This window comes from Pseudomonas sp. R15(2017), from assembly GCF_002112685.1.
GTDB lineage: Bacteria > Pseudomonadota > Gammaproteobacteria > Pseudomonadales > Pseudomonadaceae > Aquipseudomonas > Aquipseudomonas glycinae.
Window position 1 is genome coordinate 105,107 of sequence record NZ_NEII01000001.1, and the last position, 23,271, is coordinate 128,377.

The following is a 23,271-nucleotide window of genomic DNA, read 5'->3' on the forward strand; positions in this document are numbered from 1 at the left end:
CCCATGGCCGTCAAGAAACGAGGTCTCGGACGAGGACTGGACGCGCTGCTGAGCGGTCCGACTGTCAGCTCGCTGGAAGAACAAGCGGCGCAGGCTGACAGCCGTGAGTTGCAGCACCTGCCACTGGACCTGCTGCAGCGCGGCAAGTATCAGCCACGCCGGGACATGGATCCTCAGGCGCTGGAAGAGCTTGCGCAGTCGATCAAGGCCCAGGGCGTGATGCAGCCGATCGTGGTTCGTCCGATTGGTGGTGGCCGCTTCGAGATCATCGCCGGCGAACGTCGCTGGCGCGCAAGTCAGCAGGCCGGCCAGGAAACCATCCCGGCGATGGTCCGCGACGTGCCGGATGAAACCGCGATCGCCATTGCGCTGATCGAGAACATCCAGCGCGAGGACCTGAACCCGATCGAAGAAGCGGTGGCCCTGCAGCGCTTGCAGCAGGAATTCCAGCTCACTCAGCAACAGGTTGCCGACGCTGTGGGTAAGTCCCGCGTCACCGTGGCCAACCTGTTGCGCCTGATTGCGCTTCCGGAAGTCATCAAGACCATGTTGTCCCACGGCGACCTGGAGATGGGTCATGCTCGTGCATTGCTCGGTCTGCCGGACAATCAGCAGGTGGAAGGGGCGCGACATGTTGTCGCACGCGGTCTCACTGTGCGCCAAACTGAGGCACTGGTTCGCCAATGGTTGAGTGGCAAACCGGAGCCGGTAGAGCCTGCGAAACCTGATCCGGATATCGCCCGCCTCGAACAGCGTCTGGCCGAGCGCCTAGGCTCTGCGGTGCAGATCCGCCACGGCAAGAAGGGCAGGGGTCAGCTGGTGATTGGTTACAACTCCCTCGATGAGCTTCAAGGTGTGCTCGCACACATCCGCTGAAACAATTCCTCTTGTAGCGCGCAGTCGGAAATCACTACCTGACAGTTGAATAGGGGCAGAACCGCCCCTATACTCTGCGCGCATTTTGTCGGCACAAATTATGCCAAGTTATTGAATTTCGGCAGCCGACCATTGGAGAGCAATAGTGATGGAAACCCGCAAGCCAAACCGCCTGCCGTTCCATCGCCTGGCGGTTTTTCCGGTGTTGATGGCTCAATTTGTCATTTTGCTCATTGCCGCTTTGGCGCTCTGGCAATGGCACGGAGTCGTTGCCGGATACTCGGGACTTTGCGGAGGCCTGATAGCCTTGCTGCCCAATGTTTATTTCGCTCACAAGGCATTTCGGTTTTCCGGCGCCCGAGCAGCCCAGTCCATCGTCCGGTCTTTTTATGCCGGCGAGGCAGGCAAACTGATTTTGACGGCAGTGCTGTTTGCACTGGTGTTTGCAGGTGTGAAGCCACTGGCGCCGATCGCTGTATTCGGCGCCTTCGTGCTGACTCAGTCGGTCAGCTGGTTCGCTCCCCTGCTGATGAGAACAAGACTTTCGAGACCTTAGGGCGTTTGAGGCAACCATGGCAGAAACAACCGCTTCGGGCTATATCCAGCACCACTTGCAGAACCTGACCTTCGGTCAGCTACCCAACGGCGGCTGGGGCTTTGCCCACACCGCAGCAGAAGCCAAGGAAATGGGCTTCTGGGCTTTCCACGTCGATACTCTCGGCTGGTCGGTCGCACTGGGTCTGATCTTCGTCATTCTTTTCCGCATGGCGGCCAAGAAGGCGACTTCCGGTCAGCCGGGTGCACTGCAGAACTTCGTTGAAGTCCTGGTCGAATTCGTCGATGGCAGCGTGAAAGACAGCTTCCATGGCCGTAGCCCGGTGATCGCACCGCTGGCACTGACCATCTTCGTCTGGGTGTTCCTGATGAACGCCGTCGACCTGGTACCGGTCGACTGGATTCCTCAGCTGGCCATCCTGATCTCCGGCGACCACCACATCCCGTTCCGCGCCGTGTCGACTACCGACCCGAACGCGACGCTGGGCATGGCGTTCTCGGTTTTCGCACTGATCATTTTCTATAGCATCAAGGTCAAGGGCATCGGCGGTTTCATCGGCGAACTGACCCTGCACCCGTTCGGCAGCAAGAACATCTTCGTTCAGGCCCTGCTGATCCCGGTGAACTTCCTGCTGGAATTCGTGACCCTGATCGCCAAACCGATCTCTCTGGCTCTGCGTCTGTTCGGCAACATGTATGCCGGCGAGCTGGTGTTCATCCTGATCGCTGTGATGTTCGGCAGCGGCCTGCTCTGGCTCAGCGGCCTGGGCGTTGTCCTGCAGTGGGCGTGGGCTGTGTTCCACATCCTGATCATCACCCTGCAGGCGTTCATCTTCATGATGCTGACCATCGTCTACCTGTCGATGGCGCACGAAGAAAACCATTAAGACCAGTCTCGACTAGTCTGATGTCCTTCCCGGTCAAACGGGAAGGGGCTCCTCACGGGGCACCATGAAACGATTTGTTTTACCGCTTTAATCTAAAAAACCTAAACCATACGACGTAAAAGTCGGGAGGAAAGATGGAAACTGTAGTTGGTCTAACCGCTATCGCTGTTGCACTGTTGATCGGCCTGGGCGCACTGGGTACCGCAATTGGTTTCGGCCTGCTGGGCGGCAAGTTCCTGGAAGGCGCAGCGCGTCAGCCAGAAATGGTTCCAATGCTGCAAGTTAAAATGTTCATCGTTGCCGGTCTGCTCGACGCCGTAACCATGATCGGTGTTGGTATCGCTCTGTTCTTCACCTTTGCGAACCCGTTCGTTGGTCAGATCGCTGGCTAATCATTCGGATCTCCGAGTGATTTGGTGTGATGGACAACGTAACTGCGAGGTGTTGGCGTGAACATTAATGCGACCCTGATTGGCCAGTCCGTTGCGTTCCTGATTTTTGTACTGTTCTGCATGAAGTTCGTATGGCCTCCGGTCATCGCAGCTCTGCACGAACGTCAAAAGAAGATCGCTGATGGTCTGGACGCTGCCAGCCGTGCAGCTCGCGACCTGGAGTTGGCCCAAGAGAAAGCGGGTCAGCAACTGCGCGAAGCGAAAGCTCAGGCAGCTGAAATCATCGAGCAAGCCAAGAAACGCGGTAACCAGATTGTCGAAGAGGCCGTTGAAAAGGCCCGCATCGACGCTGACCGTGTGAAGGTTCAGGCTCAAGCCGAGATCGAACAGGAACTGAACAGTGTCAAAGACAAGCTGCGCGCCCAAGTGGGCTTGCTGGCTGTCGGCGGCGCCGAGAAGATCCTGGGTGCCACAATCGATCAAAACGCGCACGCAGAGCTGGTTAACCAACTGGCTGCTGAAATCTAAGCGAGGGCGATCATGGCAGAACTGACCACGTTGGCCCGACCTTACGCTAAGGCGGCCTTCGAGCACGCTCAGGCCCACCAGCAACTGGCCAATTGGTCAGCCATGCTCGGCCTGGCAGCAGCGGTGTCGCAAGACGACACCATGCAGCGCGTGCTCAAGGCCCCGCGACTGACGAGCGCAGAAAAGGCCGCCACGTTCATTGACGTGTGCGGCGACAAGTTTGATGCCAAGGCACAGAACTTCATCAATGTCGTTGCCGAAAACGACCGTCTCCCGCTTCTGCCGGAGATCGCCGCTCTGTTCGACCTGTACAAGGCCGAGCAAGAGAAATCGGTAGACGTTGAAGTGACCAGTGCTTTTGCATTGAACCAAGAACAGCAAGACAAACTCGCCAAGGTTCTCAGTGCACGACTCAACCGGGAAGTGCGCCTGCAAGTCGAGGAAGACAGCTCCCTTATCGGGGGGGTGGTCATCCGCGCCGGCGACCTGGTTATCGATGGCTCGATTCGCGGCAAAATCGCGAAACTTGCCGAAGCATTGAAATCTTGAGTTTGAAGGGGCAGCAGAGCAATGCAGCAACTCAATCCTTCCGAAATAAGTGAAATTATCAAGGGCCGCATCGAAAAGCTCGATGTGACCTCCCAAGCCCGTAACGAAGGCACTGTCGTCAGCGTATCTGACGGTATCGTGCGGATTCACGGTCTGGCCGACGTCATGTACGGCGAGATGATCGAGTTTCCGGGCGGCGTCTACGGTATGGCCCTCAACCTGGAGCAAGACTCCGTAGGTGCCGTTGTACTGGGCGCGTACACCAGTCTGGCTGAAGGCATGAGCGCCAAGTGCACCGGCCGCATCCTCGAAGTTCCGGTTGGCAAGGAACTGCTGGGTCGCGTTGTCGACGCACTGGGTAACCCTGTTGACGGCAAAGGTCCACTGGGCAACACCGAGACCGACGCGGTCGAGAAAGTTGCTCCGGGCGTGATCTGGCGTAAGTCGGTAGACCAGCCTGTACAGACTGGCTACAAGGCTGTCGATGCCATGATCCCTGTCGGCCGTGGCCAGCGTGAGCTGATCATCGGTGACCGTCAGATCGGTAAAACCGCTCTGGCGATCGACGCGATCATCAACCAGAAAGACAGCGGCATTTTCTGCGTCTACGTGGCAATCGGTCAGAAGCAATCGACCATCGCCAACGTGGTTCGCAAGCTGGAAGAAAACGGTGCACTGGCTAACACCATCATCGTTGCTGCGAGCGCTTCGGAATCTGCAGCACTGCAATTCCTGGCTCCGTACTCCGGTTGCACCATGGGTGAATTCTTCCGCGACCGCGGTGAAGACGCGCTGATCGTTTATGACGATCTGTCCAAGCAAGCAGTGGCTTACCGCCAGATTTCCCTGCTGCTGCGCCGTCCACCAGGCCGTGAAGCTTACCCAGGCGACGTGTTCTATCTCCACTCCCGTCTGCTGGAGCGTGCATCCCGCGTTTCGGAAGAGTACGTAGAGAAGTTCACCAACGGCGCAGTGACCGGCAAAACCGGTTCCCTGACTGCACTGCCGATCATCGAAACCCAGGCTGGCGACGTTTCCGCATTCGTTCCGACCAACGTGATTTCCATCACCGACGGTCAGATCTTCCTGGAATCGGCCATGTTCAACTCGGGCATCCGCCCTGCAGTGAACGCCGGTGTTTCGGTATCCCGTGTGGGTGGTGCCGCTCAGACCAAGATCATCAAGAAGCTGTCCGGTGGTATCCGTACCGCTCTGGCTCAGTACCGTGAACTGGCGGCATTCGCCCAGTTCGCTTCTGACCTGGACGAAGCGACCCGCAAGCAACTTGAGCATGGTCAGCGCGTTACCGAGCTGATGAAGCAGAAGCAATACGCGCCAATGTCGATCGCCGACATGTCGCTGTCGCTGTATGCCGCTGAGCGTGGGTTCCTGACTGACATTGAAATCGCCAAGATCGGCAGCTTCGAACAAGCGCTGATCGCTTTCTTCAACCGCGATCACGCCGACTTGATGGCCAAGATCAACGTTAAAGGTGACTTCAATGACGAAATCGACGCTGGCCTGAAGGCTGGTATCGAGAAGTTCAAGGCCACCCAAACCTGGTAAGCCGCAGCGGGAGCCGCAAGGCTCCCGCTTGCTAACCTGATAGGTGTTACATGGCAGGCGCAAAAGAGATTCGCAGTAAGATTGCGAGCATCAAAAGCACGCAAAAAATTACCAGCGCCATGGAAAAAGTGGCGGTCAGCAAAATGCGCAAGGCACAAATGCGCATGGCTGCTAGCCGTCCTTATGCGGAGCGTATCCGCCAGGTAATTGGGCATCTGGCCAACGCCAACCCGGAATACCGCCACCCGTTCATGATCGATCGCGAAGTAAAGCGCGTCGGTTATGTCGTCGTGAGCAGTGACCGTGGTCTGTGCGGCGGCTTGAACACCAACCTGTTCAAGGCCCTGGTCAAGGACATGGCGGTAAACCGCGAAAACGGCGTCGAGATCGATCTGTGTGTCGTTGGTAGCAAGGGTGCGGCTTTTTTCCGCAACTTCGGCGGTAACGTCGTTGCAGCTATCAGCCACTTGGGTGAAGAGCCGTCGATCAATGATCTGATCGGCAGCGTCAAGGTGATGCTGGATGCCTACCTGGACGGCCGTATCGACCGCCTGTCCGTGGTATCCAACAAGTTCATCAACACCATGACACAACAGCCTACCGTGGAGCAGTTGATTCCACTGGTGGCAACCCCGGATCAGGATCTCAAGCACCACTGGGACTATCTCTACGAACCGGACGCCAAAGAGCTGCTTGACGGCTTGATGGTGCGTTACGTGGAGTCGCAGGTGTACCAGGCGGTGGTCGAGAACAACGCGGCTGAACAGGCTGCGCGGATGATCGCGATGAAGAACGCTACCGACAACGCCGGTGATTTGATCAGCGATTTGCAGCTGATCTACAACAAGGCGCGTCAGGCTGCGATCACCCAAGAGATCTCGGAAATCGTCGGCGGCGCTGCCGCGGTTTAACGGTTCAAATATTCAGAGGATCCAGCTATGAGTAGCGGACGTATCGTTCAAATCATCGGCGCCGTTATCGACGTGGAATTTCCACGCGACAGCGTACCGAGCATCTACGACGCCTTGAAGGTTCAAGGCGCCGAAACCACTCTGGAAGTTCAGCAGCAGCTGGGCGACGGCGTGGTTCGTACCATTGCGATGGGCTCCACCGAAGGCTTGAAGCGCGGTCTGGACGTCAACAACACTGGCGCAGCCATCTCCGTACCGGTCGGTAAAGCGACCCTGGGCCGGATCATGGACGTACTGGGCAACCCGATCGACGAAGCTGGCCCGATCGGCGAAGAAGAGCGTTGGGGTATCCACCGCGCCGCTCCTTCCTTCGCTGAACAGGCCGGTGGCAACGAGCTGCTGGAAACAGGCATCAAGGTTATCGACCTGGTTTGCCCGTTCGCCAAGGGCGGTAAAGTCGGTCTGTTCGGTGGTGCCGGTGTAGGCAAGACCGTAAACATGATGGAACTGATCCGTAACATCGCCATCGAGCACAGCGGTTATTCCGTGTTCGCCGGTGTGGGTGAGCGTACTCGTGAGGGTAACGACTTCTACCACGAGATGAAGGACTCCAACGTTCTCGACAAGGTAGCCCTGGTCTACGGTCAGATGAACGAGCCACCGGGAAACCGTCTGCGCGTAGCGCTGACCGGTCTGACCATGGCCGAGAAGTTCCGTGACGAAGGTAACGACGTTCTGCTGTTCGTCGACAACATCTATCGTTACACCCTGGCCGGTACCGAAGTATCCGCACTGCTGGGCCGTATGCCTTCGGCAGTAGGTTACCAGCCGACCCTGGCTGAAGAGATGGGCGTGCTGCAAGAGCGCATCACTTCGACCAAGCAAGGTTCGATTACTTCGATCCAGGCCGTATACGTACCAGCGGACGACTTGACTGACCCGTCGCCAGCGACCACGTTTGCTCACCTGGACGCCACCGTCGTTCTGTCCCGTGACATCGCTTCCCTGGGTATCTACCCTGCGGTTGACCCACTGGACTCGACTTCGCGTCAGCTGGACCCGAACGTGATCGGCAACGATCACTACGAGACCGCTCGTGGTGTTCAGTACGTGCTGCAGCGTTACAAAGAGCTGAAGGACATCATCGCGATCCTGGGTATGGACGAGCTGTCGGAAGCCGACAAGCAGTTGGTAAACCGTGCTCGTAAGATCCAGCGCTTCTTGTCGCAGCCGTTCTTCGTGGCTGAAGTCTTCACCGGTGCTTCGGGTAAATACGTTTCCCTGAAAGACACCATTGCTGGCTTCAAAGGCATCCTCAACGGTGACTACGACCACCTGCCAGAACAAGCGTTCTACATGGTCGGCGGCATCGAAGAAGCGATCGAGAAAGCCAAGAAACTGTAATCCAGGCGCCCGGCAACGGGCGCTAATTTAGGTTGAGGCAATCAGATGGCTATGACAGTCCATTGCGACATCGTCAGCGCGGAAGGAGAAATCTTTTCCGGCCTGGTCGAGATGGTGATTGCGCACGGTGCTCTGGGTGATCTTGGTATCGCTCTGGGCCACGCGCCGCTGATCACTAATCTGAAGCCAGGTCCGATCCGCCTGATCAAGCAAGGCGGGGAAGCCGAGGTGTTCTACATCTCCGGTGGTTTCCTCGAGGTTCAGCCGAACATGGTCAAGGTGCTTGCCGATACCGTGCAACGTGCCGCCGACCTGGATGAAGCTCAGGCTCAAGCAGCTCTCAAGGCTGCCGAAGCTGCTCTGCACGAGAAGAGCGCAGATTTCGACTACGGAGCTGCGTCCGCACGTCTGGCCGAGGCTGCAGCTCAGCTGCGCACCGTCCAGCAGATCCGCAAGAAGTTTGGCGGTTAATCCGTCAGCCACTTGTTGTGCGATTGATAAAAAAGGGTAGCCTCGGCTACCCTTTTTTCTTTTCAGAATTCCCGAAACCCGGTCGCAGTTGCTGACCACCCAGGATTGGTAGCCAGTCATGTCTCTTGAAATCGTAATCCTCGCGGCCGGCCAAGGCACCCGCATGCGCTCCGCGCTGCCAAAAGTGCTGCACCCGATTGCCGGCAATTCCATGCTCGGTCATGTTATCCACAGTGCCCGTCAACTTGATCCACAGCGCATTCATGTGGTCATCGGCCACGGCGCTGATGTGGTACGCGAGCGTCTGGCCGCCGACGACCTGAATTTCGTGTTGCAGGACAAGCAACTGGGCACTGGCCACGCCACCGCCCAAGCTGTTCCGTTCATCACCGCCGATACCGTACTGATTCTCTACGGCGATGTGCCGTTGATCGAAGTCGAGACCCTGCAGCGTCTGCTCAAGCACGTTGTACCCGGGCAGATGGGTTTGCTCACCGTCGAGCTGGACGACCCGACCGGTTATGGCCGCATCGTGCGCGATGTCGATGGCAAGGTCGCCGCGATCGTCGAACACAAGGACGCCAGCGAAGCACAGCGGGCGATCACTGAAGGCAACACCGGCATCCTGGCGGTGCCGGCCAATCGCCTGGCGGACTGGATGAGTCGCCTGTCGAACAACAACGCGCAGGGCGAGTATTACCTGACCGACGTGATCGAGATGGCAGTCAGCGACGGCCTGACGGTCGCCACCGAACAACCTCACGACCCGATGGAAGTGCAGGGCGCCAACGATCGCAAACAACTGTCCGAGCTGGAGCGTCATTACCAGTTGCGCGCCGGTCGTCGACTGATGGCTCAGGGTGTCACCCTGCGCGACCCGGCCCGTTTCGATGTACGTGGCGAAGTGACCGTGGGTCGCGATGTCCTGATCGACATCAACGTGATTCTCGAAGGCAAGGTCGTCATTGAGGACGACGTAGTCATCGGCCCGAACTGCGTGATCAAGGACAGCACCCTGCGCAAAGGAGTGGTGGTCAAGGCCAACAGTCACATCGAAGGCGCGGTGTTGGGCGAAGGCAGCGATGCCGGCCCGTTTGCCCGTCTGCGTCCGGGTACCGTGCTGGAGGCCCGCGCCCATGTGGGTAACTTCGTCGAACTGAAAAACGCCCGGATGGGGGAGGGCGCCAAGGCCGGCCACCTGACTTATCTGGGCGATGCCGAGATCGGTGCCCGCACCAATATCGGCGCCGGCACCATCACCTGCAACTACGACGGCGCCAACAAGTGGAAAACCGTGCTGGGTGAGGATGTGTTCATCGGTTCCAACAACTCGCTGGTGGCGCCTGTGGATATCTCCGCCGGTGCAACCACCGCTGCCGGTTCGACCATCACCCAGAATGTGGACAACGCGCAATTGGCCGTAGGTCGTGCGCGGCAGAGGAACATCGATGGCTGGAAGCGGCCGGAGAAGATCAAGAAGAGCTGAGTTATCCACAATGCTCGAATTAAAAAAGACCGCCGCCAGCGGTCTTTTTTTATGGGCGTCGGCTTGACGATTTGCAGCTGATAGGTTTTGATTGCTTCCGTTATCTTTCGAATCGAAACTTAATCAGCCATGTCGAAACGCAACACACCTCAGCGCCGTCACAGCATTCTGGCTTTGCTCAATGAGCAGGGCGAAGTGAGTGTGGATGAACTGGCCAAGCGCTTCGAAACTTCGGAAGTTACGATTCGCAAGGATCTCGCTGCCTTGGAAAGTCATGGTTTATTGCTGCGTCGCTACGGCGGAGCCATCACCATGCCGCAGGAACTGGTGGCGGACACCAGCCTCAACGTTTCCAAATACAAGCAGGCGATTGCCCGGGCTGCGGTCAAACGCATCCGTGAACATGCCCGCATCATCATCGACAGCGGCAGCACCACTGCCGCCATGATTCCCGAGCTCGGTCAGCAGCCTGGTCTGGTGGTGATGACCAACTCCCTGCACGTGGCCAACGCCCTGAGCGAACTCGAACACGAGCCAGTGCTGCTGATGACCGGCGGCACCTGGGATCCGCACTCGGAATCCTTCCAGGGCCAGGTCGCCGAGCAGGTACTACGCTCTTACGACTTCGACCAGTTGTTTATCGGTGCCGATGGCATCGACCTGGTGCGTGGTACCACCACCTTCAATGAATTGCTCGGACTGAGCCGGGTGATGGCGGAAGTGGCGCGGGAAGTGATCGTGATGGTCGAGGCCGACAAGATCGGCCGCAAGATTCCCAACCTGGAGCTGCCATGGAGCAGCGTCCATACCCTAATTACCGATGATCGCCTGCCCCTTGATGCGCGCGATCAGATTCAGGCTCGCGGTATCAACTTGATTTGCGCGACTGTCAGTCAGGAGAAATAAGCATGTGTGGAATTGTCGGCGCGGTAGCTGAACGTAACATCACCGCCATTCTGGTCGAAGGCCTCAAACGCCTCGAATACCGGGGCTATGACAGTGCCGGTGTTGCGGTGTACACCAAAGACGGCGCTCTGGAACGCACCCGGCGTGTCGGCAAGGTCAGCGAACTCGACGCGGCGCTGGCCGAACATCCGCTGGTTGGCCGTCTCGGTATTGCCCACACCCGCTGGGCCACCCACGGTGCGCCGAGCGAGCGCAATGCCCACCCGCATTTCTCCGGCGACGTCGCTGTCGTGCACAACGGCATCATCGAAAACCATGAAGAGCTGCGTGAACAACTGAAGGCATTGGGCTACGTGTTCACCTCAGACACTGACACCGAAGTCATCGCCCACCTGCTGACCGAAAAACTCAAGAACCTGCCGGACCTGACCGACGCCCTGAAGGCAACGGTCAAGGAGCTGCATGGCGCTTACGGTCTGGCGGTTATCCACGCACAGCAGCCGGATCGACTGGTTGCTGCTCGCAGTGGCAGCCCGCTGGTGATCGGTCTGGGCCTGGGCGAAAACTTCCTCGCTTCCGACCAACTGGCCCTGCGTCAGGTCACCGATCGTTTCATGTATCTGGAAGAGGGCGATATCGCCGAAATCCAGCGTGAAAAGGTGCAGATCTGGGACGTGACCGGCAAAGCCGTCGAGCGCCAGACCGTGCAGTATACGGATGGTGCGGAAGCCGCCGACAAAGGCGAGTTCCGTCATTACATGCTCAAGGAAATCCACGAGCAGCCGTCCGTGGTGCAGCGCACTCTGGAAGGTCGTTTGAGTGCGGATCAGGTGCTGGTGCAGGCGTTCGGCCCCCAGGCCGCCGAGCTGTTCGCCAAGGTGCGCAACGTACAGATCGTGGCGTGTGGCACCAGCTATCACGCCGGCATGGTTGCCCGTTACTGGCTCGAAGAGCTGGCCGGGATCCCGTGCCAGGTCGAGGTTGCCAGTGAGTTCCGCTACCGTAAAGTCGTGGTGCAGCCGGACACCCTGTTCGTCACTATCTCCCAGTCCGGCGAAACCGCCGATACCCTGGCCGCTCTGCGCAATGCCAAGGAACTGGGTTTTCTGGGCAGCCTGGCGATCTGCAACGTCGGCATCAGCTCGCTGGTACGCGAATCCGACCTGACCCTGCTGACCCAGGCTGGTCGTGAAATCGGCGTGGCCTCGACCAAGGCGTTCACCACACAATTGGTTGGTCTGCTGCTACTGACCCTGTCTCTCGGTCAGGTGCGCGGTACATTGGGCAAAGGCGTTGAAGCCACGCTGGTCGAAGAACTGCGCCGTCTGCCAACCCGCCTGGGCGAAGCGCTGGCGATGGACAGCACTGTGGAAAAAATCGCAGAGCTGTTCGCCGAGAAAAACCACACACTGTTCCTCGGCCGTGGCGCGCAATTCCCGGTGGCGATGGAAGGGGCCCTGAAGCTCAAGGAAATCTCTTATATCCACGCCGAAGCCTACCCGGCCGGTGAATTGAAGCATGGCCCGCTGGCGCTTGTGGATAACGACATGCCGGTGGTCACCGTCGCACCGAACAACGAATTGCTGGAGAAGCTCAAGTCCAACTTGCAGGAAGTCCGTGCCCGCGGCGGCGAACTGATCGTGTTCGCCGACGAAAAGGCCGGGATGACCAACGGCGAAGGCACTCACGTGGTACAGATGCCGCACATCCACGACATCCTGTCGCCGATTCTCTACACCATTCCGCTGCAGCTGCTGTCGTACTACGTCGCTGTGCTCAAGGGCACCGACGTGGATCAGCCGCGTAACTTGGCGAAGTCGGTGACGGTGGAATAAGTTATCCACAGTTAATCACCTCCAATGAAATCGCAGCTTCGGCTGCGATTTTTTTATTCGGATCGAGGGCACCATGGATCGCTTCCAGGAAATGCAGGTTTTCGCCATCGTCGCCCAGGAACAGGGCTTTTCCGCCGCTGCGCGGCGTTTGGGTCTGTCGGCGGCGAGCGTGACCCGGGCGGTGGCGGCGCTGGAGCAGCGGATCGGTACGCAGTTGTTGATCCGGACCACCCGCAGTGTGCATTTGAGCGAAGCCGGTCTGCGTTATCTGGAAGACTGTCGGAGAATTCTCGCCGAGGTGCAGGAAGCGGAGGATTCCGCTGCCGGCAGTCATGCCCAGCCCCGCGGGCAGTTGACGGTGACGGCGCCTGTTTTATTCGGTGAACTGTTTGTCACGCCGGTGATGGCGCGTTATCTGACGCAATACCCGGACGTTTCCATCAACGCCCTGTTGCTCGACCGGGTGGTGAGCATGGTCGAGGAGGGCGTCGACGTCGCGGTGCGAATCGGCGAGTTGCCGGACAGCAATCAGCATGCAATCCGGGTCGGTGAGGTACGGCGGGTGATTTGCGGCTCGCCGGAATACTTCGCGGTCCATGGTCGGCCTGCCCATCCGCAGGCCTTGGCCGGGGCGCCAGTGGTGGCGACATCGGCCATCGGTCAACAGCGCAGTTGGCCATTCATGGAACACGGTGAACTCATCGGCGTAAAACCGGAACCGCGTCTGGTGGTCACTGCCAATCAGGCCGCGATCACAGCGGCGTCGCTGGGTCTGGGGCTGACCCGGGTGCTGTCTTACCAGGTGGCCAGCAAGGTCGCCTCCGGCGAGCTGGAAATCGTCCTTGCCGAGTTCGAATTGCCTGCTCTGCCGATCCATGTGGTGTATCAGGGCGGGCGCAAGGCGCCGGCGCGGATACGCAGTTTTGTCGACTTCATCGTGCAGGCGCTGCGCGAGCATCCGGCGCTGAAAAACGCTGCGTTATTTCATCCAGAGAAATAATGGATTGCATTTGCTGGTGATTCTGTTGTTTTCGCGATCAGGGGAAGATGGCTCCCACGGCCGCCGTCCATCCTGAACGGCGCCATCATCCAGCGGAGTCGACCATGCAAGCGATCAAACTCTACAACTTCCCGCGTTCCGGCCACGCCCATCGCGTCGAACTGATGTTGTCACTGTTGCAACTGCCGACCGAGCTGATCTTCGTCGATCTGGCCAAGGGCGAACATAAACAGGCGGCATATCTGGCCATCAACAGCTTCGGCCAGGTTCCGGCCATTGATGACAATGGTGTGGTGCTCGCGGACTCCAACGCGATTCTTGTCTACCTGGCACAGAAATACGGCAATGGCCGCTGGCTGCCAAGTGATCCGGTCGGCGCCGCGCACGTGCAGCGCTGGTTGTCGGCCGCCGCCGGGCCGATTGCTTTCGGGCCCGCTGCCGCACGCTTGATCACGGTGTTCGGGGCGAAGTTCAACGCCGAGGAAGTCATCACCCGTGCACACAATTTTCTCAAGGTGATGGATGCGGAACTGGGCAAAACCCCGTACCTGACCGGCACTGAGCCGACCATTGCCGATGTCTCGGCCTACAGCTACATCGCCCACGCGCCGGAAGGCAATGTATCGCTGGACGACTACGCTAACGTTCGCGCCTGGCTCTCGCGTATCGAAGCGCTGCCCGGTTTTGTCGGCATGCCGCGCACCGTTGCCGGCCTGCAAACCACCGTCTGACATTCAATCTGCGCCGACGGCGCAGGGGAGAGACCGTGATGGAACGTTCACCGTGGCACGCTGGCGAGCAACAGTTGCAGGCCCATGTCGGCGTTGCCGAGCGCATGGAGGAATTCGGTCGTAAGGTGATTCGCACCTGGATGCCGGATCAACACCGCCAGTTCTATCAGCAATTGCCATTCATGCTGTACGGCGCGGTGGATGCCGAAGGTCGCCCCTGGGCCAGTGTGCTGGAGGGGGAGCCGGGCTTTGCTCACTCTCCCGAGCCGACGCAACTGCAGTTCGCCAGTCTGCCGGCTGCTGATGATCCTGCACAGTTACAGGCTGGCGCCGCGATCGGTCTGCTTGGGATCGAACTGCACACCCGCCGGCGCAATCGGCTCAATGGCCACATCGATCATCTCGACGCGAACGGCTTCGGGCTGACGGTCGATCAGTCGTTCGGCAACTGCCCGCAGTACATTCAGTTGCGCCAGTTTCAGCGAGTGCCGCTGACGGATCCGCAGACCCGCAAAGCCGAACACCGTGACAGCCTCGATGACGCCGCCGTTGCGCTGATTGAAAGTGCCGACACCTTCTTCGTCGCCAGTTACGTTGATGTCGACGGTGAGCGTTCAGTGGATGTTTCCCACCGCGGTGGTCAGCCCGGTTTTGTGCGGATCGAAGGCAATCGCCTGACGATTCCGGATTTTGCCGGCAACCTGCACTTCAATACCCTCGGCAATCTGTTGCTCAATCCCTTGGCGGGTTTGTTGTTCATCGACTTTTCCACAGGCGACGTGTTGCAGCTCAGCGGTCGCACCGAGGTCATTCTTGAAGCGCCGCAAATCGAGGCGTTTCAGGGCGCCGAGCGGCTGTGGACATTCGAGGTGGAAAAACTGGTCCGGCGTCCTGCGGCACTGGCACTGCGCTGGCGCTTCGACGGGATGTCGCCCACCAGTCTGCTGACCGGCAACTGGGCCCAGGCCGATGCACGGTTGCAGGCCAAGGCATTAGGTGACAGCTGGCGGCCATTGCGCGTGGCAAGAGTCGAAATGGAAAGCCGTCACATCCGCTCGATCTACCTGGAGCCGGACGATGGCGCAGGACTGCCGGTGTTTCTCGCCGGGCAGCATCTGCCGCTGCGGTTCACCCTCGATGGCGAGGTGCACATCCGCACCTACAGCCTGTCGGGTGCGCCGTCGGACGATTTCTTCCGGATCAGCGTCAAACGTGAAGGTCGGGTGTCGACGCATCTGCATGAGCAGATTCGTGTGGGCGATGTGCTGGAGGCGCGCTTGCCCCAGGGGCATTTCACGGTCGCGGCGCTGGAGCGTCGTCCGCTGGTGCTGTTGGCGGCCGGAGTCGGCATCACGCCGTTGCTGTCGATGTTGCGTGAGGTGGTCTATCAGGGCCTGCGGACGCGGCGGATTCGTCCGACCCTGTTTGTTCAGAGTTCCCGCAGCCTCGCCGACCAGCCGTTCCGCGCAGAGGTGGATCGTTTGCTGGAGGATGCCGGTGACGCCGTGAAGGTGTTGCGAGTGCTCAGCCAGCCGGAAGACGGTCTGGTCGAAGGAAAAGACTTTGACCTGCGTGGCCGTATCGATGGCGATCTGTTGCGCAATCTGCTCACCGATGAGGACTTCGATCAGGTCGACTTCGTGCTCTGCGGTCCCGGCGGTTTTACCCAAGGTATTTACGACATCTTGCGCGAACTGGATGTGCGGGACGGGCAGATCCACGCAGAAACCTTTGGTCCTTCGACCCTAAAGCGTCAACCCGATCCGGATGCGATCGTGATGGAACAACCGCCGGCCGCGACCACGTCAGTACCTGTGGTGTTCGACCGTTCGGCCAAGGAGGCGCGCTGGCAGCCCGACGGCGGCAGTCTGCTGGAGCTGGCGGAAAGCCGCGGCCTGCGGCCGGAATTCAGTTGCCGCGGTGGTTCGTGCGGCACCTGCAAGACGCGGCTGATCAGCGGCGCGGTGAATTATCCACAGCCTCCGGCTGAAGTACCGGAGGAAGGGCAGGTGTTGATCTGCTGCGCGGTGCCGGCCCAGAGTGCCCAGCCGCTGGTGCTGGATCTGTAACGGATCAGGCGTAAGACAACGCCTTTTCCTCCAGCAGCTCCTGATACAGCTCGGTCCATTTGCGGCCCATTTCATCGGCTGCGAATAACTGCCGATAGCGGGCCTCGGCCTTGAGGCCCATTTCGGCAGCGAGAGCCGGATTTTCCCACAGGGTGCGCATCGCTTCGCGAAACGCCTGTGGATGACTCGGTGGCACCACCAGTCCCGTCTCGTTGTGGATATTGATGTAGCTGGTGCCGGTGCCGATCTCGCTGGAGATCATCGGCTTGCCGTACATCGCGCCTTCGAGCAGCGAAATGCCGAACGCTTCCGAGCGCAGGTGCGACGGGAAGACGATGGCGTAGCTCAGTTGCAGCAGGGCGACCTTGTCTTCGTCGCTCAAACGACCGAGGAAATGAATGTTACGCAGACCCAGCGCGGCGGCCTGGGCGTGCAATTCCTGCTCCAGCGGGCCGGCGCCGACGATCACCACCGGGTAATCCACATCTTTCAAGGCGTCGAGCAGGATGTGCAGGCCTTTGTAATAACGCATCACCCCGACGAACAGGAAAAACTTATCCCCAAGCTGCTGCCGCCAGCGGTTCATGCGCTCGATATCGGGCTGTGGATAACCGGCCTTGTTCAAGCCATACGGGATGACCCGGGTCTTGGCCTGGAATTGCTGCAACACATCGCTGGTGTGCAGATAGTTCGGCGAAGCCGCGACGATCCGGTCGGCGCTGGCGAGGAAACGGTTCATCAGCGGGCGATACAGTTTGAGCAGGTGCTTCTGGCGAATGATGTCCGAGTGGTACGTCACCACCGTCGGTTTGTTCACGCCGCTGGCGAAATGCACCAAGTCCATGAACGGCCACGGAAAGTGGTAGTTGATCACGTCCGCTTCGGCGGCCAGTTCGCGAAACTGTTTGAACACGCTCCAGGAAAAACCGGTGGAGGCGAACTGGATATCCAGTTTTGCCCGATGCACCTCGTGCTGGCCGAGGCGCACCATCGCAGGTTCTGGATGGGCGCTGAGGGTCAGCACCTGGCCTTCGATACCGTGTTGGGCGCCACTCTCGCAGAGTTGAAAGATGACTTGTTCGATACCGCCGACCGAGTCAGGCAGGTACGTCTTGAAGAAATGAAGAACTCGCATTCAACCTCCCATGGCCTGGTGATAGGCGCCGGCCGTGGCCTGCGCGCAACGCTTCCAGGAAAAAAGCCGTGCCTGCTGCAATCCGGCTTCCCGGCATGACTGCCAGTGTGCTTGATCATCGATCAGTCGGCTCATCGCATCACGCAAGCCGTCTGCATCGTCAGCTTCAATATAGTTGCCGGCGTCCCCCGCCACTTCCGGCATGGCCGAAGAGCGGGTGAGCACCACCGGCGTGCCGCTGGCCATCGCTTCCAGCACCGGCAGGCCGAAACCTTCATACAGCGACGGAAAAATCAGTGCCCGGGCACCGGCCAGCAATTTCGCGACTTGCTCATCGGGCAAATAGCCGAGCAGGCACACGTGCCCGCAAGCCAGGGCCTGATTCAATTCTTCACTGAACTGGTCGCGCTGCCAGCCGGCCATGCCGACGATCAACAGCGGGAAACGCTGGCGCACGGGGTCCGGTAACAGTGCGTGGGCGCGCAGGGCCAGGTTGAGGTTCTTGCGTGGCTCCAGAGTGCCGACGCAGAGGAAATACTCCCGATACTCGACCGCATGGGCCTTGAGCACCGCATCGATGTCCTGCGGCTCGCGCGGATGGAAACGCGCGGCAACACCCAGCGGCGCGACCACGAAGCGCTCGGCAGGCAGTCCGAAATAGTCCCGGGCCTCGTCAGCGATGGCTTGCGAGTCGGTCAGAATGATCCGCGCCTGGCGTACGCCATCGGCGAGCCGCCGTTCGATTTCCCGCAGCCGGGCCGGCGGCTGGGTTTCGGGGAAATGCAGGTGCGTAAGATCGTGCAGGGTGATCACGGTCGGGCCATCGAAGGCCAGCGGCCACAGGCTCGGTTCGTGATACAGATCGACCGGTTGCGCCGGGCCCTGATCGAAGCGTTTCTGCTCAAGCCAGCGGCGGGCCTGATAGGCGCCGGGGATCTGCCGCAGCAGCGGCGTCAGACGCGAATAACCGGGCATCGCCGCTTGCGGCAGTTGCGAGCTCCAGCCCCAGCCATGGAACAGCGCCAGCTCGATATCGGTTTCAGCGTGCAAGGCATTCACCAGTTCGGCCACGTAATGGCCGATGCCGGTGCGCGGCGCCTGGAGAATGCGGGCGTTAAGGGCTATGCGCATGTTGCCTCGCTGGCACCTGAGGTGCCTCCAGCACATGGCGCGCGGTACGCTCGGCCAGTTGCGCGGCGGCTTCACGCCAGCCGATCCATTGCCAGTCGCTGACATCACGGGCGGCGGGGAATCGACCGCTGCGCTCAAAGCTCTGCAGCAGATCGGCGAGGCTTTGCGGCGACTGCAGATCGAAATACGCCATGAATTCACCGCCGATCTCGCGAAATACCGGGATATCGCTGCCCATCGCCGGCAGCCCGCGCTGCATGGCTTCCACCAGCGGCAGACCAAAGCCTTCGACGAACGACGGAAACACCAGCGCGCTGGCATGGGCGTAGGCGTGTTCGAGGCTGGTGTCGCTCAAGTCGTTGAACATGAACAGGCGCCGGTTCAGTTCGGGATGATGATGGATCCGGGCCAGCAGTGCGTCGCACTTCCAGCCAATGCGCCCGACAATGCACAACCGGACGTTCGAGCCGTTCGCCCAGGCATGGTCGAAGGCATCCAGCAGATAGTCGTGGTTCTTGCGCGGTTCGATGGTGCTGACCATCAGGAACACCGGCTCCGGTGTTGCGAACAGCTTTTGTAGACGCGGTTCGACGGCGGCTTCGACGCTCTGCAGATCCAGCTCCGACCCGAGGTGAAAGTAGTCGAACCAGCGTTTGCCGACTTGTGCCGAATCCAGGCGACGTTGCAGTTCTGCACGCAGCTGATCGCGCACGGTGGCGGAAATCGCCATAAAGCCGTCGGCATTGCGGGCGATCCAGTCGAACCACTCGCTGTACACCTCGACCAGCCGCGTGTCGTAGAACTGCGGGTGGGACAGGGGAATCAGGTCGTAGATCACCGCAACGATGCCCATGCCTTCCTGTTTGAGGCGCTCGGCATGCAGGAAAAAGTCGGAATGCCAGGACGAATCCAGCAGCACCAGTTGATCGCCCGGCTGGTGTTGCAGCGGCTCGCAGCGTTGGGGCATTTGATAGCGATTGACTAGCCCGACCAGCCGCAGCGGTAGCCCGAATGCACCGAACGAGGTCAGGCGATAGCCGACGTACAACACGCGTCTTGCCAGTTTTGTGCGGCAACGGGTGTCCAGCCGTTGATGCAGCTGCCAGAAACGATGAGACAGCCGTTCCAGACGTTCGCCAAACGTGACGATGGCATTGAACAGCGGCGAATCCAGCGGCGCCAGACGCTTCACTCGGTATAACTGGCCCTTGAGCAGAACCACCGGCACGCATTCGACCCCTTCAGCACTTGGCGGCAGCTGTTTGATGACGTTGCGCACCACCCGCTGAATCCCCGAATTGACCTTCGGGTGTTTGAACACGTGGGTGCATTCGACCAGCAGGCGGGTCATGGCGCACGCTCCGCGAGGCTGTCCGCGTGGCGGGTGATCGAGGTGCTGGCGCCCAGCCAGGAACAGCCGACGAAATCTTCCTGACGGTTGTTGATCACGTGGAACACCAGGCCGTAGTCACGCCATTCGAAGTTGCGATCCAAATGCGAGTCCAGTCGCGACAGGCTCAGGGCCACGGAGTAATTGCCCTTGCCCAGCCCCATGACGAAAGAGAAGCGATAGGTGATGCGTTCACCCGCACGCAAGTCTTCCAGTGCCTGGTTCTGGCGGTGGGTATTGATGCCGTACATGGCCTGACCCAGGCGATCCTTGATCATGAAGCCGAGCACCAGCCGCTCGATGTCCTGGCGAATCTCTACCTCGACTTCCAGGGTCACCGGCTGACCGACTTCGGCGGCGTCGATGGAACGTTCGCGTTCATCGAGCAGGCGCACGCTGAGGATCCCGGCCTCGCCGGTGCCGGACACGGTGCGCACCTGGCCGCCGTCGAGCAGCTCCTGGCGCACGGTCTGGCCTTCGCGTTCGGCGAGCAGGGCGTTGTAGTAGTCCATGACCGCTTCGGGCTTGTCGTGCATCACCATGTGGCCGCCTTCGAGCAGGATCGCCGAGTCGCAGATCGACTGGATCGCCGAGCGGTCGTGGGACACGATAAGCAGCGTGGTACCTGCCTTGCGGAAGCTGCGGATGCGGTCGAAGCTCTTGTGCTGAAAGTAGGCATCGCCCACCGACAGCGCTTCGTCGACGATCAGAATGTCCGGGCGGCGCGCGGTGGCGACACTGAAGGCCAGGCGCATCTGCATGCCGCTGGAGTAAGTGCGCACCGGGTGATCGATGGCCTCGCCGATTTCCGCAAAGCGTTCGATGTCCGGCATCAGTGCTTCGATGTCTTCGACCTGCATGCCCAGCAGTTGCCCGGCCATGATTGCGTTCTGTCGGCCGGTGAAGTCCGGGTGAAACCCCATGCCCAGTTCCAGCAGCGCCGCGACCCGGCCCTCGAGCTGAATCTGGCCGCAGGTCGGTTGGGTGGTGCCGGTGATCATCTTGAGCAAGGTGCTTTTCCCGGCGCCGTTGACCCCGACAATACCCACCGCTTCACCGGGGGCGATTTCGAAATTCACGTCCTGCAGCACCCAGTGCTGGCGATGGCGCATCGGCGAAAACGGAATCAGCCATTCGGCCAGGCGACTCCAGCGGGTGGGGTACTGCTTGTAGGCCTTGCCCAGGCCTGTGACGCGTACGTGCCCCATCAGAGTTCATCCACCATTTCGCCGACCCGCCGACGGAACAGGCGCAGGCCGACCGCGCACAACAGCAGGCCGATGACGAAGATCGGCAGCAGCGAACTCCATACCGGCCACTGACCATAGAGAAACAGATTCTGGTAACTGCCGATCAGGTTTGTCAGCGGATTGAGTTGCAGCAGACGCTGCACCCACTCGGGCAGGATGCTCAGCGGATACACGATCGGCGTCAGCCAGAACCAGAATTGCAGGCAGATGGCGAACAATTGCCCGACATCGCGAAAGAATACGTTGAGCACCCCGAGGATCATCCCCAGCCCGGCGCAGAACAGCACTTGCAACGCCAGCAGCGGCAGCAGTGCCAACAGGGCCATGCCCGGCCAGCGTCCGCTGATCAACAGAAACCCGAGGAACAGGCCGATGATGATCGCGAAGTTGATTCCGGCATTGAGCAGCACGATCACCGGCAGGCAGAGGCGCGGGAAGCTGATTTTCTTCAGCAGGTTGGCGTTTTCCAGAAACATGTTCTGGCTGCGCAGGGTGATTTCCGAGAACAGGCCCCAGGTCAGCAGCCCGGCGCACAGGTAGACGCTGTAGGCCATGCCGTCGTCCACGCCGGGCAGACGGGCGCGCATGATGTGGGAAAAGATCACCGTGTACACGATGATCATCGACAGCGGGTTGAGTACCGTCCACAGCGCGCCGAACAGCGAATTGCGATACCGCGCTTGAAACTCCCGCTTGACGCTACCGAGGATGAAACCCCGATAGTCGTGCAGCGAGCGGTACAGGGAAAGCAGCATTCACACCGTCCTGCCGTATTGGTCTTCGAAGCGGACGATGTCGTCCTCTCCCAGGTATTCGCCACTTTGCACTTCGATGATCACCAGGTCGATCACGCCGGGGTTTTCCAGACGGTGCTTGTGACCGGCGGCGATGAACGTCGATTCATTCTTCGCCACCAGGGTCGTGCCGCTGCCGTTGTTGGTGACCTTGGCCATGCCTTCGACCACCACCCAGTGTTCATTGCGGTGATGGTGCATCTGCAACGACAGCTTGCCGCCGGGTTTGACCACGATACGTTTGATCTTGAAGCGCGGGCCTTCCTCAAGCACGGTGTACGTGCCCCACGGACGGCTGACCGTACGATGCAGGCGATAGGCTTCGTGGGATTTGTCCTTGAGCTGCTTGGCCACCCGCCGCACATCCTGGGCACGGTCGGCGTGGGCTACCAGCACGGCGTCGGCGGTGTCGATGACAATCAGGTCTTCCACACCAACGGCGGCCACCAGCCGGCCTTCGCTTTGTACGAAGTTGTTGCGGCTGTCGATGAAGATCGCCTCGCCGCTGGCGCGGTTGTTATCGGCGTCGGCCGGCACCAGCGCGGCGACCGCGCTCCACGATCCGATGTCGCTCCAGTCGAAACCGGCGGGTACCACCACGACTTTTTCCGAACGCTCCATCAAGGCGTAGTCGATGGAGATGTCGGTGATTTCGGCGAACAGCTGCGCGGACAATTCCTGTTGCAGGCAACCGGCGGTTTCCACCGGTTCGCTGGCGGCCATGCAGGCGCGCGTCTGTTCCAGCAACTCCGGGGCGTGCAGCGCCAGTTCGGCAATCACCGTTGCGGTGGAGAAGCAGAACATCCCCGAATTCCACAGGAAGTTGCCGCTTTCCAGGTAATGGGTGGCGGTTTGCAGGTCGGGTTTTTCCACGAAACGCTGCACCTTGGCCGCGCCGCGGTCGTTGAGCGGGGCGCCGGTCTCGATGTAGCCGAAGCCGGTTTCCGGGGCGGTCGGCACCACGCCGAAGGTCACCAGATAGCCGTCCTTCGCCAGATTGACCGCGTGTTCGACCGCGCTTTTGAGCGCCTCTTCATTGACGATCAAATGGTCGGCGGGCATCACCACCATGATCGCGGCATCACCGTGCAGCGCTTGCAGCGACAGTGCCGCCGCCGCAATGGCCGGCGCGGTGTTGCGCCCGGTGGGCTCAAGCAGGAAGTGCCCGCGATGGCGGGACAGGTGCGCGGCCTGATAGTGATCCTTGCTCTGGAAGTAATACTCGCGGTTGGTCACCGTGACAATGTCGCCCCAGCCGTCCAGCAGCGCGGCGGCGCGGCGGTAGGTCTTGCCCAGCAGCGACTGGCCGTCGGGCAGGGTCATGAACGGCTTGGGATGGCCCTCCCGGGACACCGGCCACAAACGGGTGCCGGCACCGCCGGACAGAATCACGGGGATCAGCATG

At 60.1% G+C, this 23,271-nt stretch carries 22 protein-coding genes; 16 read left to right on the forward strand and 6 right to left on the reverse strand.

Features of this window, described 5'->3' with window-relative positions:
- Positions 1 to 3: 3 nt before the first annotated feature.
- The 16 genes from CAF77_RS00500 (at position 4) to CAF77_RS00575 (ending at position 16,166) form a co-directional block, all read left to right on the forward strand.
- Positions 4 to 876, forward strand: coding sequence for a ParB/RepB/Spo0J family partition protein (locus CAF77_RS00500; protein WP_064379654.1), 873 nt, complete (start codon positions 4 to 6; stop codon positions 874 to 876).
- A 148-nt stretch (positions 877 to 1,024) separates the two neighbouring features.
- Complete coding sequence (locus tag CAF77_RS00505) at positions 1,025 to 1,432, forward strand: F0F1 ATP synthase subunit I (protein ID WP_003229783.1); 408 nt, start codon at positions 1,025 to 1,027, stop codon at positions 1,430 to 1,432.
- Positions 1,433 to 1,448: 16 nt separating this feature from the next.
- Entirely contained in the window at positions 1,449 to 2,318 is an 870-nt protein-coding gene (atpB, locus tag CAF77_RS00510; RefSeq protein ID WP_039764981.1) for a F0F1 ATP synthase subunit A, read from the forward strand.
- 134 nt (positions 2,319 to 2,452) lie between these two features.
- Positions 2,453 to 2,710 carry a F0F1 ATP synthase subunit C gene (gene atpE / locus CAF77_RS00515; protein ID WP_003097235.1) on the forward strand — a complete coding sequence of 86 codons (258 nt, stop codon included), beginning with the start codon at positions 2,453 to 2,455 and terminating at the stop codon, positions 2,708 to 2,710.
- Positions 2,711 to 2,767: 57 nt separating this feature from the next.
- Positions 2,768 to 3,238 carry a F0F1 ATP synthase subunit B gene (locus CAF77_RS00520; RefSeq protein ID WP_011336718.1) on the forward strand — a complete coding sequence of 157 codons (471 nt, stop codon included), beginning with the start codon at positions 2,768 to 2,770 and terminating at the stop codon, positions 3,236 to 3,238.
- A gap of 12 nt (positions 3,239 to 3,250) precedes the next feature.
- The gene (locus CAF77_RS00525; protein ID WP_011336717.1) at positions 3,251 to 3,787 is read left to right on the forward strand and encodes a F0F1 ATP synthase subunit delta; all 537 of its coding nucleotides are present in this window, start codon (positions 3,251 to 3,253) and stop codon (positions 3,785 to 3,787) included.
- A gap of 21 nt (positions 3,788 to 3,808) precedes the next feature.
- Positions 3,809 to 5,353 carry a F0F1 ATP synthase subunit alpha gene (gene atpA, locus CAF77_RS00530; protein WP_039764983.1) on the forward strand — a complete coding sequence of 515 codons (1,545 nt, stop codon included), beginning with the start codon at positions 3,809 to 3,811 and terminating at the stop codon, positions 5,351 to 5,353.
- Positions 5,354 to 5,403: 50 nt separating this feature from the next.
- A complete protein-coding gene (gene atpG, locus CAF77_RS00535) occupies positions 5,404 to 6,264 on the forward strand; it encodes a F0F1 ATP synthase subunit gamma (RefSeq protein ID WP_007960781.1) in 861 nt (286 codons plus the stop codon).
- A 27-nt stretch (positions 6,265 to 6,291) separates the two neighbouring features.
- Complete coding sequence (atpD, locus tag CAF77_RS00540; RefSeq protein ID WP_007954162.1) at positions 6,292 to 7,668, forward strand: F0F1 ATP synthase subunit beta; 1,377 nt, start codon at positions 6,292 to 6,294, stop codon at positions 7,666 to 7,668.
- A gap of 45 nt (positions 7,669 to 7,713) precedes the next feature.
- Complete coding sequence (locus CAF77_RS00545) at positions 7,714 to 8,139, forward strand: F0F1 ATP synthase subunit epsilon (RefSeq protein ID WP_007954164.1); 426 nt, start codon at positions 7,714 to 7,716, stop codon at positions 8,137 to 8,139.
- 118 nt (positions 8,140 to 8,257) lie between these two features.
- Positions 8,258 to 9,625, forward strand: coding sequence for a bifunctional UDP-N-acetylglucosamine diphosphorylase/glucosamine-1-phosphate N-acetyltransferase GlmU (gene glmU, locus CAF77_RS00550; RefSeq protein ID WP_064379656.1), 1,368 nt, complete (start codon positions 8,258 to 8,260; stop codon positions 9,623 to 9,625).
- A 129-nt stretch (positions 9,626 to 9,754) separates the two neighbouring features.
- Positions 9,755 to 10,531, forward strand: a complete 777-nt coding sequence (locus tag CAF77_RS00555; RefSeq protein WP_064379658.1) for a DeoR/GlpR family DNA-binding transcription regulator — start codon at positions 9,755 to 9,757, stop codon at positions 10,529 to 10,531.
- A 2-nt stretch (positions 10,532 to 10,533) separates the two neighbouring features.
- Positions 10,534 to 12,366 carry a glutamine--fructose-6-phosphate transaminase (isomerizing) gene (gene glmS, locus CAF77_RS00560; protein WP_064379660.1) on the forward strand — a complete coding sequence of 611 codons (1,833 nt, stop codon included), beginning with the start codon at positions 10,534 to 10,536 and terminating at the stop codon, positions 12,364 to 12,366.
- A gap of 73 nt (positions 12,367 to 12,439) precedes the next feature.
- A complete protein-coding gene (locus tag CAF77_RS00565; RefSeq protein WP_064379662.1) occupies positions 12,440 to 13,366 on the forward strand; it encodes a LysR family transcriptional regulator in 927 nt (308 codons plus the stop codon).
- Positions 13,367 to 13,470: 104 nt separating this feature from the next.
- On the forward strand, positions 13,471 to 14,097 hold the full coding sequence (locus CAF77_RS00570; RefSeq protein ID WP_064379665.1) for a glutathione S-transferase family protein: 627 nt from the start codon (positions 13,471 to 13,473) through the stop codon (positions 14,095 to 14,097).
- Positions 14,098 to 14,135: 38 nt separating this feature from the next.
- On the forward strand, positions 14,136 to 16,166 hold the full coding sequence (locus tag CAF77_RS00575; RefSeq protein ID WP_064379666.1) for a pyridoxamine 5'-phosphate oxidase family protein: 2,031 nt from the start codon (positions 14,136 to 14,138) through the stop codon (positions 16,164 to 16,166).
- Positions 16,167 to 16,170: 4 nt separating this feature from the next.
- Here CAF77_RS00575 and CAF77_RS00580 read toward each other — a convergent pair whose 3' ends face one another.
- Genes CAF77_RS00580 through CAF77_RS00605 form a run of 6 tightly spaced genes read right to left on the reverse strand, consistent with a single transcriptional unit; the run spans position 16,171 to position 23,270 of the window.
- Positions 16,171 to 17,301 (reverse strand): glycosyltransferase family 4 protein, encoded by a 1,131-nt coding sequence (locus CAF77_RS00580; protein ID WP_085653907.1) that lies wholly within the window; start codon positions 17,299 to 17,301, stop codon positions 16,171 to 16,173.
- A complete protein-coding gene (locus tag CAF77_RS00585) occupies positions 17,302 to 18,432 on the reverse strand; it encodes a glycosyltransferase family 1 protein (protein WP_085653908.1) in 1,131 nt (376 codons plus the stop codon).
- On the reverse strand, positions 18,416 to 19,783 hold the full coding sequence (locus CAF77_RS00590) for a glycosyltransferase family 1 protein (RefSeq protein ID WP_085653909.1): 1,368 nt from the start codon (positions 19,781 to 19,783) through the stop codon (positions 18,416 to 18,418). The genes CAF77_RS00585 and CAF77_RS00590 overlap by 17 nt, the downstream gene beginning before the upstream one ends.
- A complete protein-coding gene (locus tag CAF77_RS00595) occupies positions 19,780 to 21,030 on the reverse strand; it encodes an ABC transporter ATP-binding protein (protein WP_085653910.1) in 1,251 nt (416 codons plus the stop codon). The genes CAF77_RS00590 and CAF77_RS00595 overlap by 4 nt, the downstream gene beginning before the upstream one ends.
- Positions 21,030 to 21,827: an ABC transporter permease gene (locus tag CAF77_RS00600; RefSeq protein ID WP_085653911.1), complete on the reverse strand. Its 798-nt coding sequence runs from the start codon at positions 21,825 to 21,827 to the stop codon at positions 21,030 to 21,032. Before CAF77_RS00600 ends, CAF77_RS00595 begins: the two co-directional genes overlap by 1 nt.
- Positions 21,828 to 23,270, reverse strand: a complete 1,443-nt coding sequence (locus tag CAF77_RS00605; protein ID WP_085653912.1) for a mannose-1-phosphate guanylyltransferase/mannose-6-phosphate isomerase — start codon at positions 23,268 to 23,270, stop codon at positions 21,828 to 21,830.
- Position 23,271: the final 1 nt, after the last annotated feature.

Excerpts from the sequence above, each read along its gene's own strand:
- CAF77_RS00500 (WP_064379654.1), top strand. The coding sequence starts at position 4 with ATGGCCGTCAAGAAACGAGGTCTCGGACGAGGACTGGACGCGCTGCTG.
- CAF77_RS00505 (WP_003229783.1), top strand. The coding sequence starts at position 1,025 with ATGGAAACCCGCAAGCCAAACCGCCTGCCGTTCCATCGCCTGGCGGTT.
- atpB (WP_039764981.1), top strand. The coding sequence starts at position 1,449 with ATGGCAGAAACAACCGCTTCGGGCTATATCCAGCACCACTTGCAGAAC.
- atpE (WP_003097235.1), top strand. The coding sequence starts at position 2,453 with ATGGAAACTGTAGTTGGTCTAACCGCTATCGCTGTTGCACTGTTGATC.
- CAF77_RS00525 (WP_011336717.1), top strand. The coding sequence starts at position 3,251 with ATGGCAGAACTGACCACGTTGGCCCGACCTTACGCTAAGGCGGCCTTC.
- atpA (WP_039764983.1), top strand. The coding sequence starts at position 3,809 with ATGCAGCAACTCAATCCTTCCGAAATAAGTGAAATTATCAAGGGCCGC.
- atpG (WP_007960781.1), top strand. The coding sequence starts at position 5,404 with ATGGCAGGCGCAAAAGAGATTCGCAGTAAGATTGCGAGCATCAAAAGC.
- atpD (WP_007954162.1), top strand. The coding sequence starts at position 6,292 with ATGAGTAGCGGACGTATCGTTCAAATCATCGGCGCCGTTATCGACGTG.
- CAF77_RS00545 (WP_007954164.1), top strand. The coding sequence starts at position 7,714 with ATGGCTATGACAGTCCATTGCGACATCGTCAGCGCGGAAGGAGAAATC.
- glmU (WP_064379656.1), top strand. The coding sequence starts at position 8,258 with ATGTCTCTTGAAATCGTAATCCTCGCGGCCGGCCAAGGCACCCGCATG.
- CAF77_RS00555 (WP_064379658.1), top strand. The coding sequence starts at position 9,755 with ATGTCGAAACGCAACACACCTCAGCGCCGTCACAGCATTCTGGCTTTG.
- glmS (WP_064379660.1), top strand. The coding sequence starts at position 10,534 with ATGTGTGGAATTGTCGGCGCGGTAGCTGAACGTAACATCACCGCCATT.
- CAF77_RS00565 (WP_064379662.1), top strand. The coding sequence starts at position 12,440 with ATGGATCGCTTCCAGGAAATGCAGGTTTTCGCCATCGTCGCCCAGGAA.
- CAF77_RS00570 (WP_064379665.1), top strand. The coding sequence starts at position 13,471 with ATGCAAGCGATCAAACTCTACAACTTCCCGCGTTCCGGCCACGCCCAT.
- CAF77_RS00575 (WP_064379666.1), top strand. The coding sequence starts at position 14,136 with ATGGAACGTTCACCGTGGCACGCTGGCGAGCAACAGTTGCAGGCCCAT.
- CAF77_RS00580 (WP_085653907.1), bottom strand. The coding sequence starts at position 17,301 with ATGCGAGTTCTTCATTTCTTCAAGACGTACCTGCCTGACTCGGTCGGC.
- CAF77_RS00585 (WP_085653908.1), bottom strand. The coding sequence starts at position 18,432 with ATGCGCATAGCCCTTAACGCCCGCATTCTCCAGGCGCCGCGCACCGGC.
- CAF77_RS00590 (WP_085653909.1), bottom strand. The coding sequence starts at position 19,783 with ATGACCCGCCTGCTGGTCGAATGCACCCACGTGTTCAAACACCCGAAG.
- CAF77_RS00595 (WP_085653910.1), bottom strand. The coding sequence starts at position 21,030 with ATGGGGCACGTACGCGTCACAGGCCTGGGCAAGGCCTACAAGCAGTAC.
- CAF77_RS00600 (WP_085653911.1), bottom strand. The coding sequence starts at position 21,827 with ATGCTGCTTTCCCTGTACCGCTCGCTGCACGACTATCGGGGTTTCATC.
- CAF77_RS00605 (WP_085653912.1), bottom strand. The coding sequence starts at position 23,270 with ATGCTGATCCCCGTGATTCTGTCCGGCGGTGCCGGCACCCGTTTGTGG.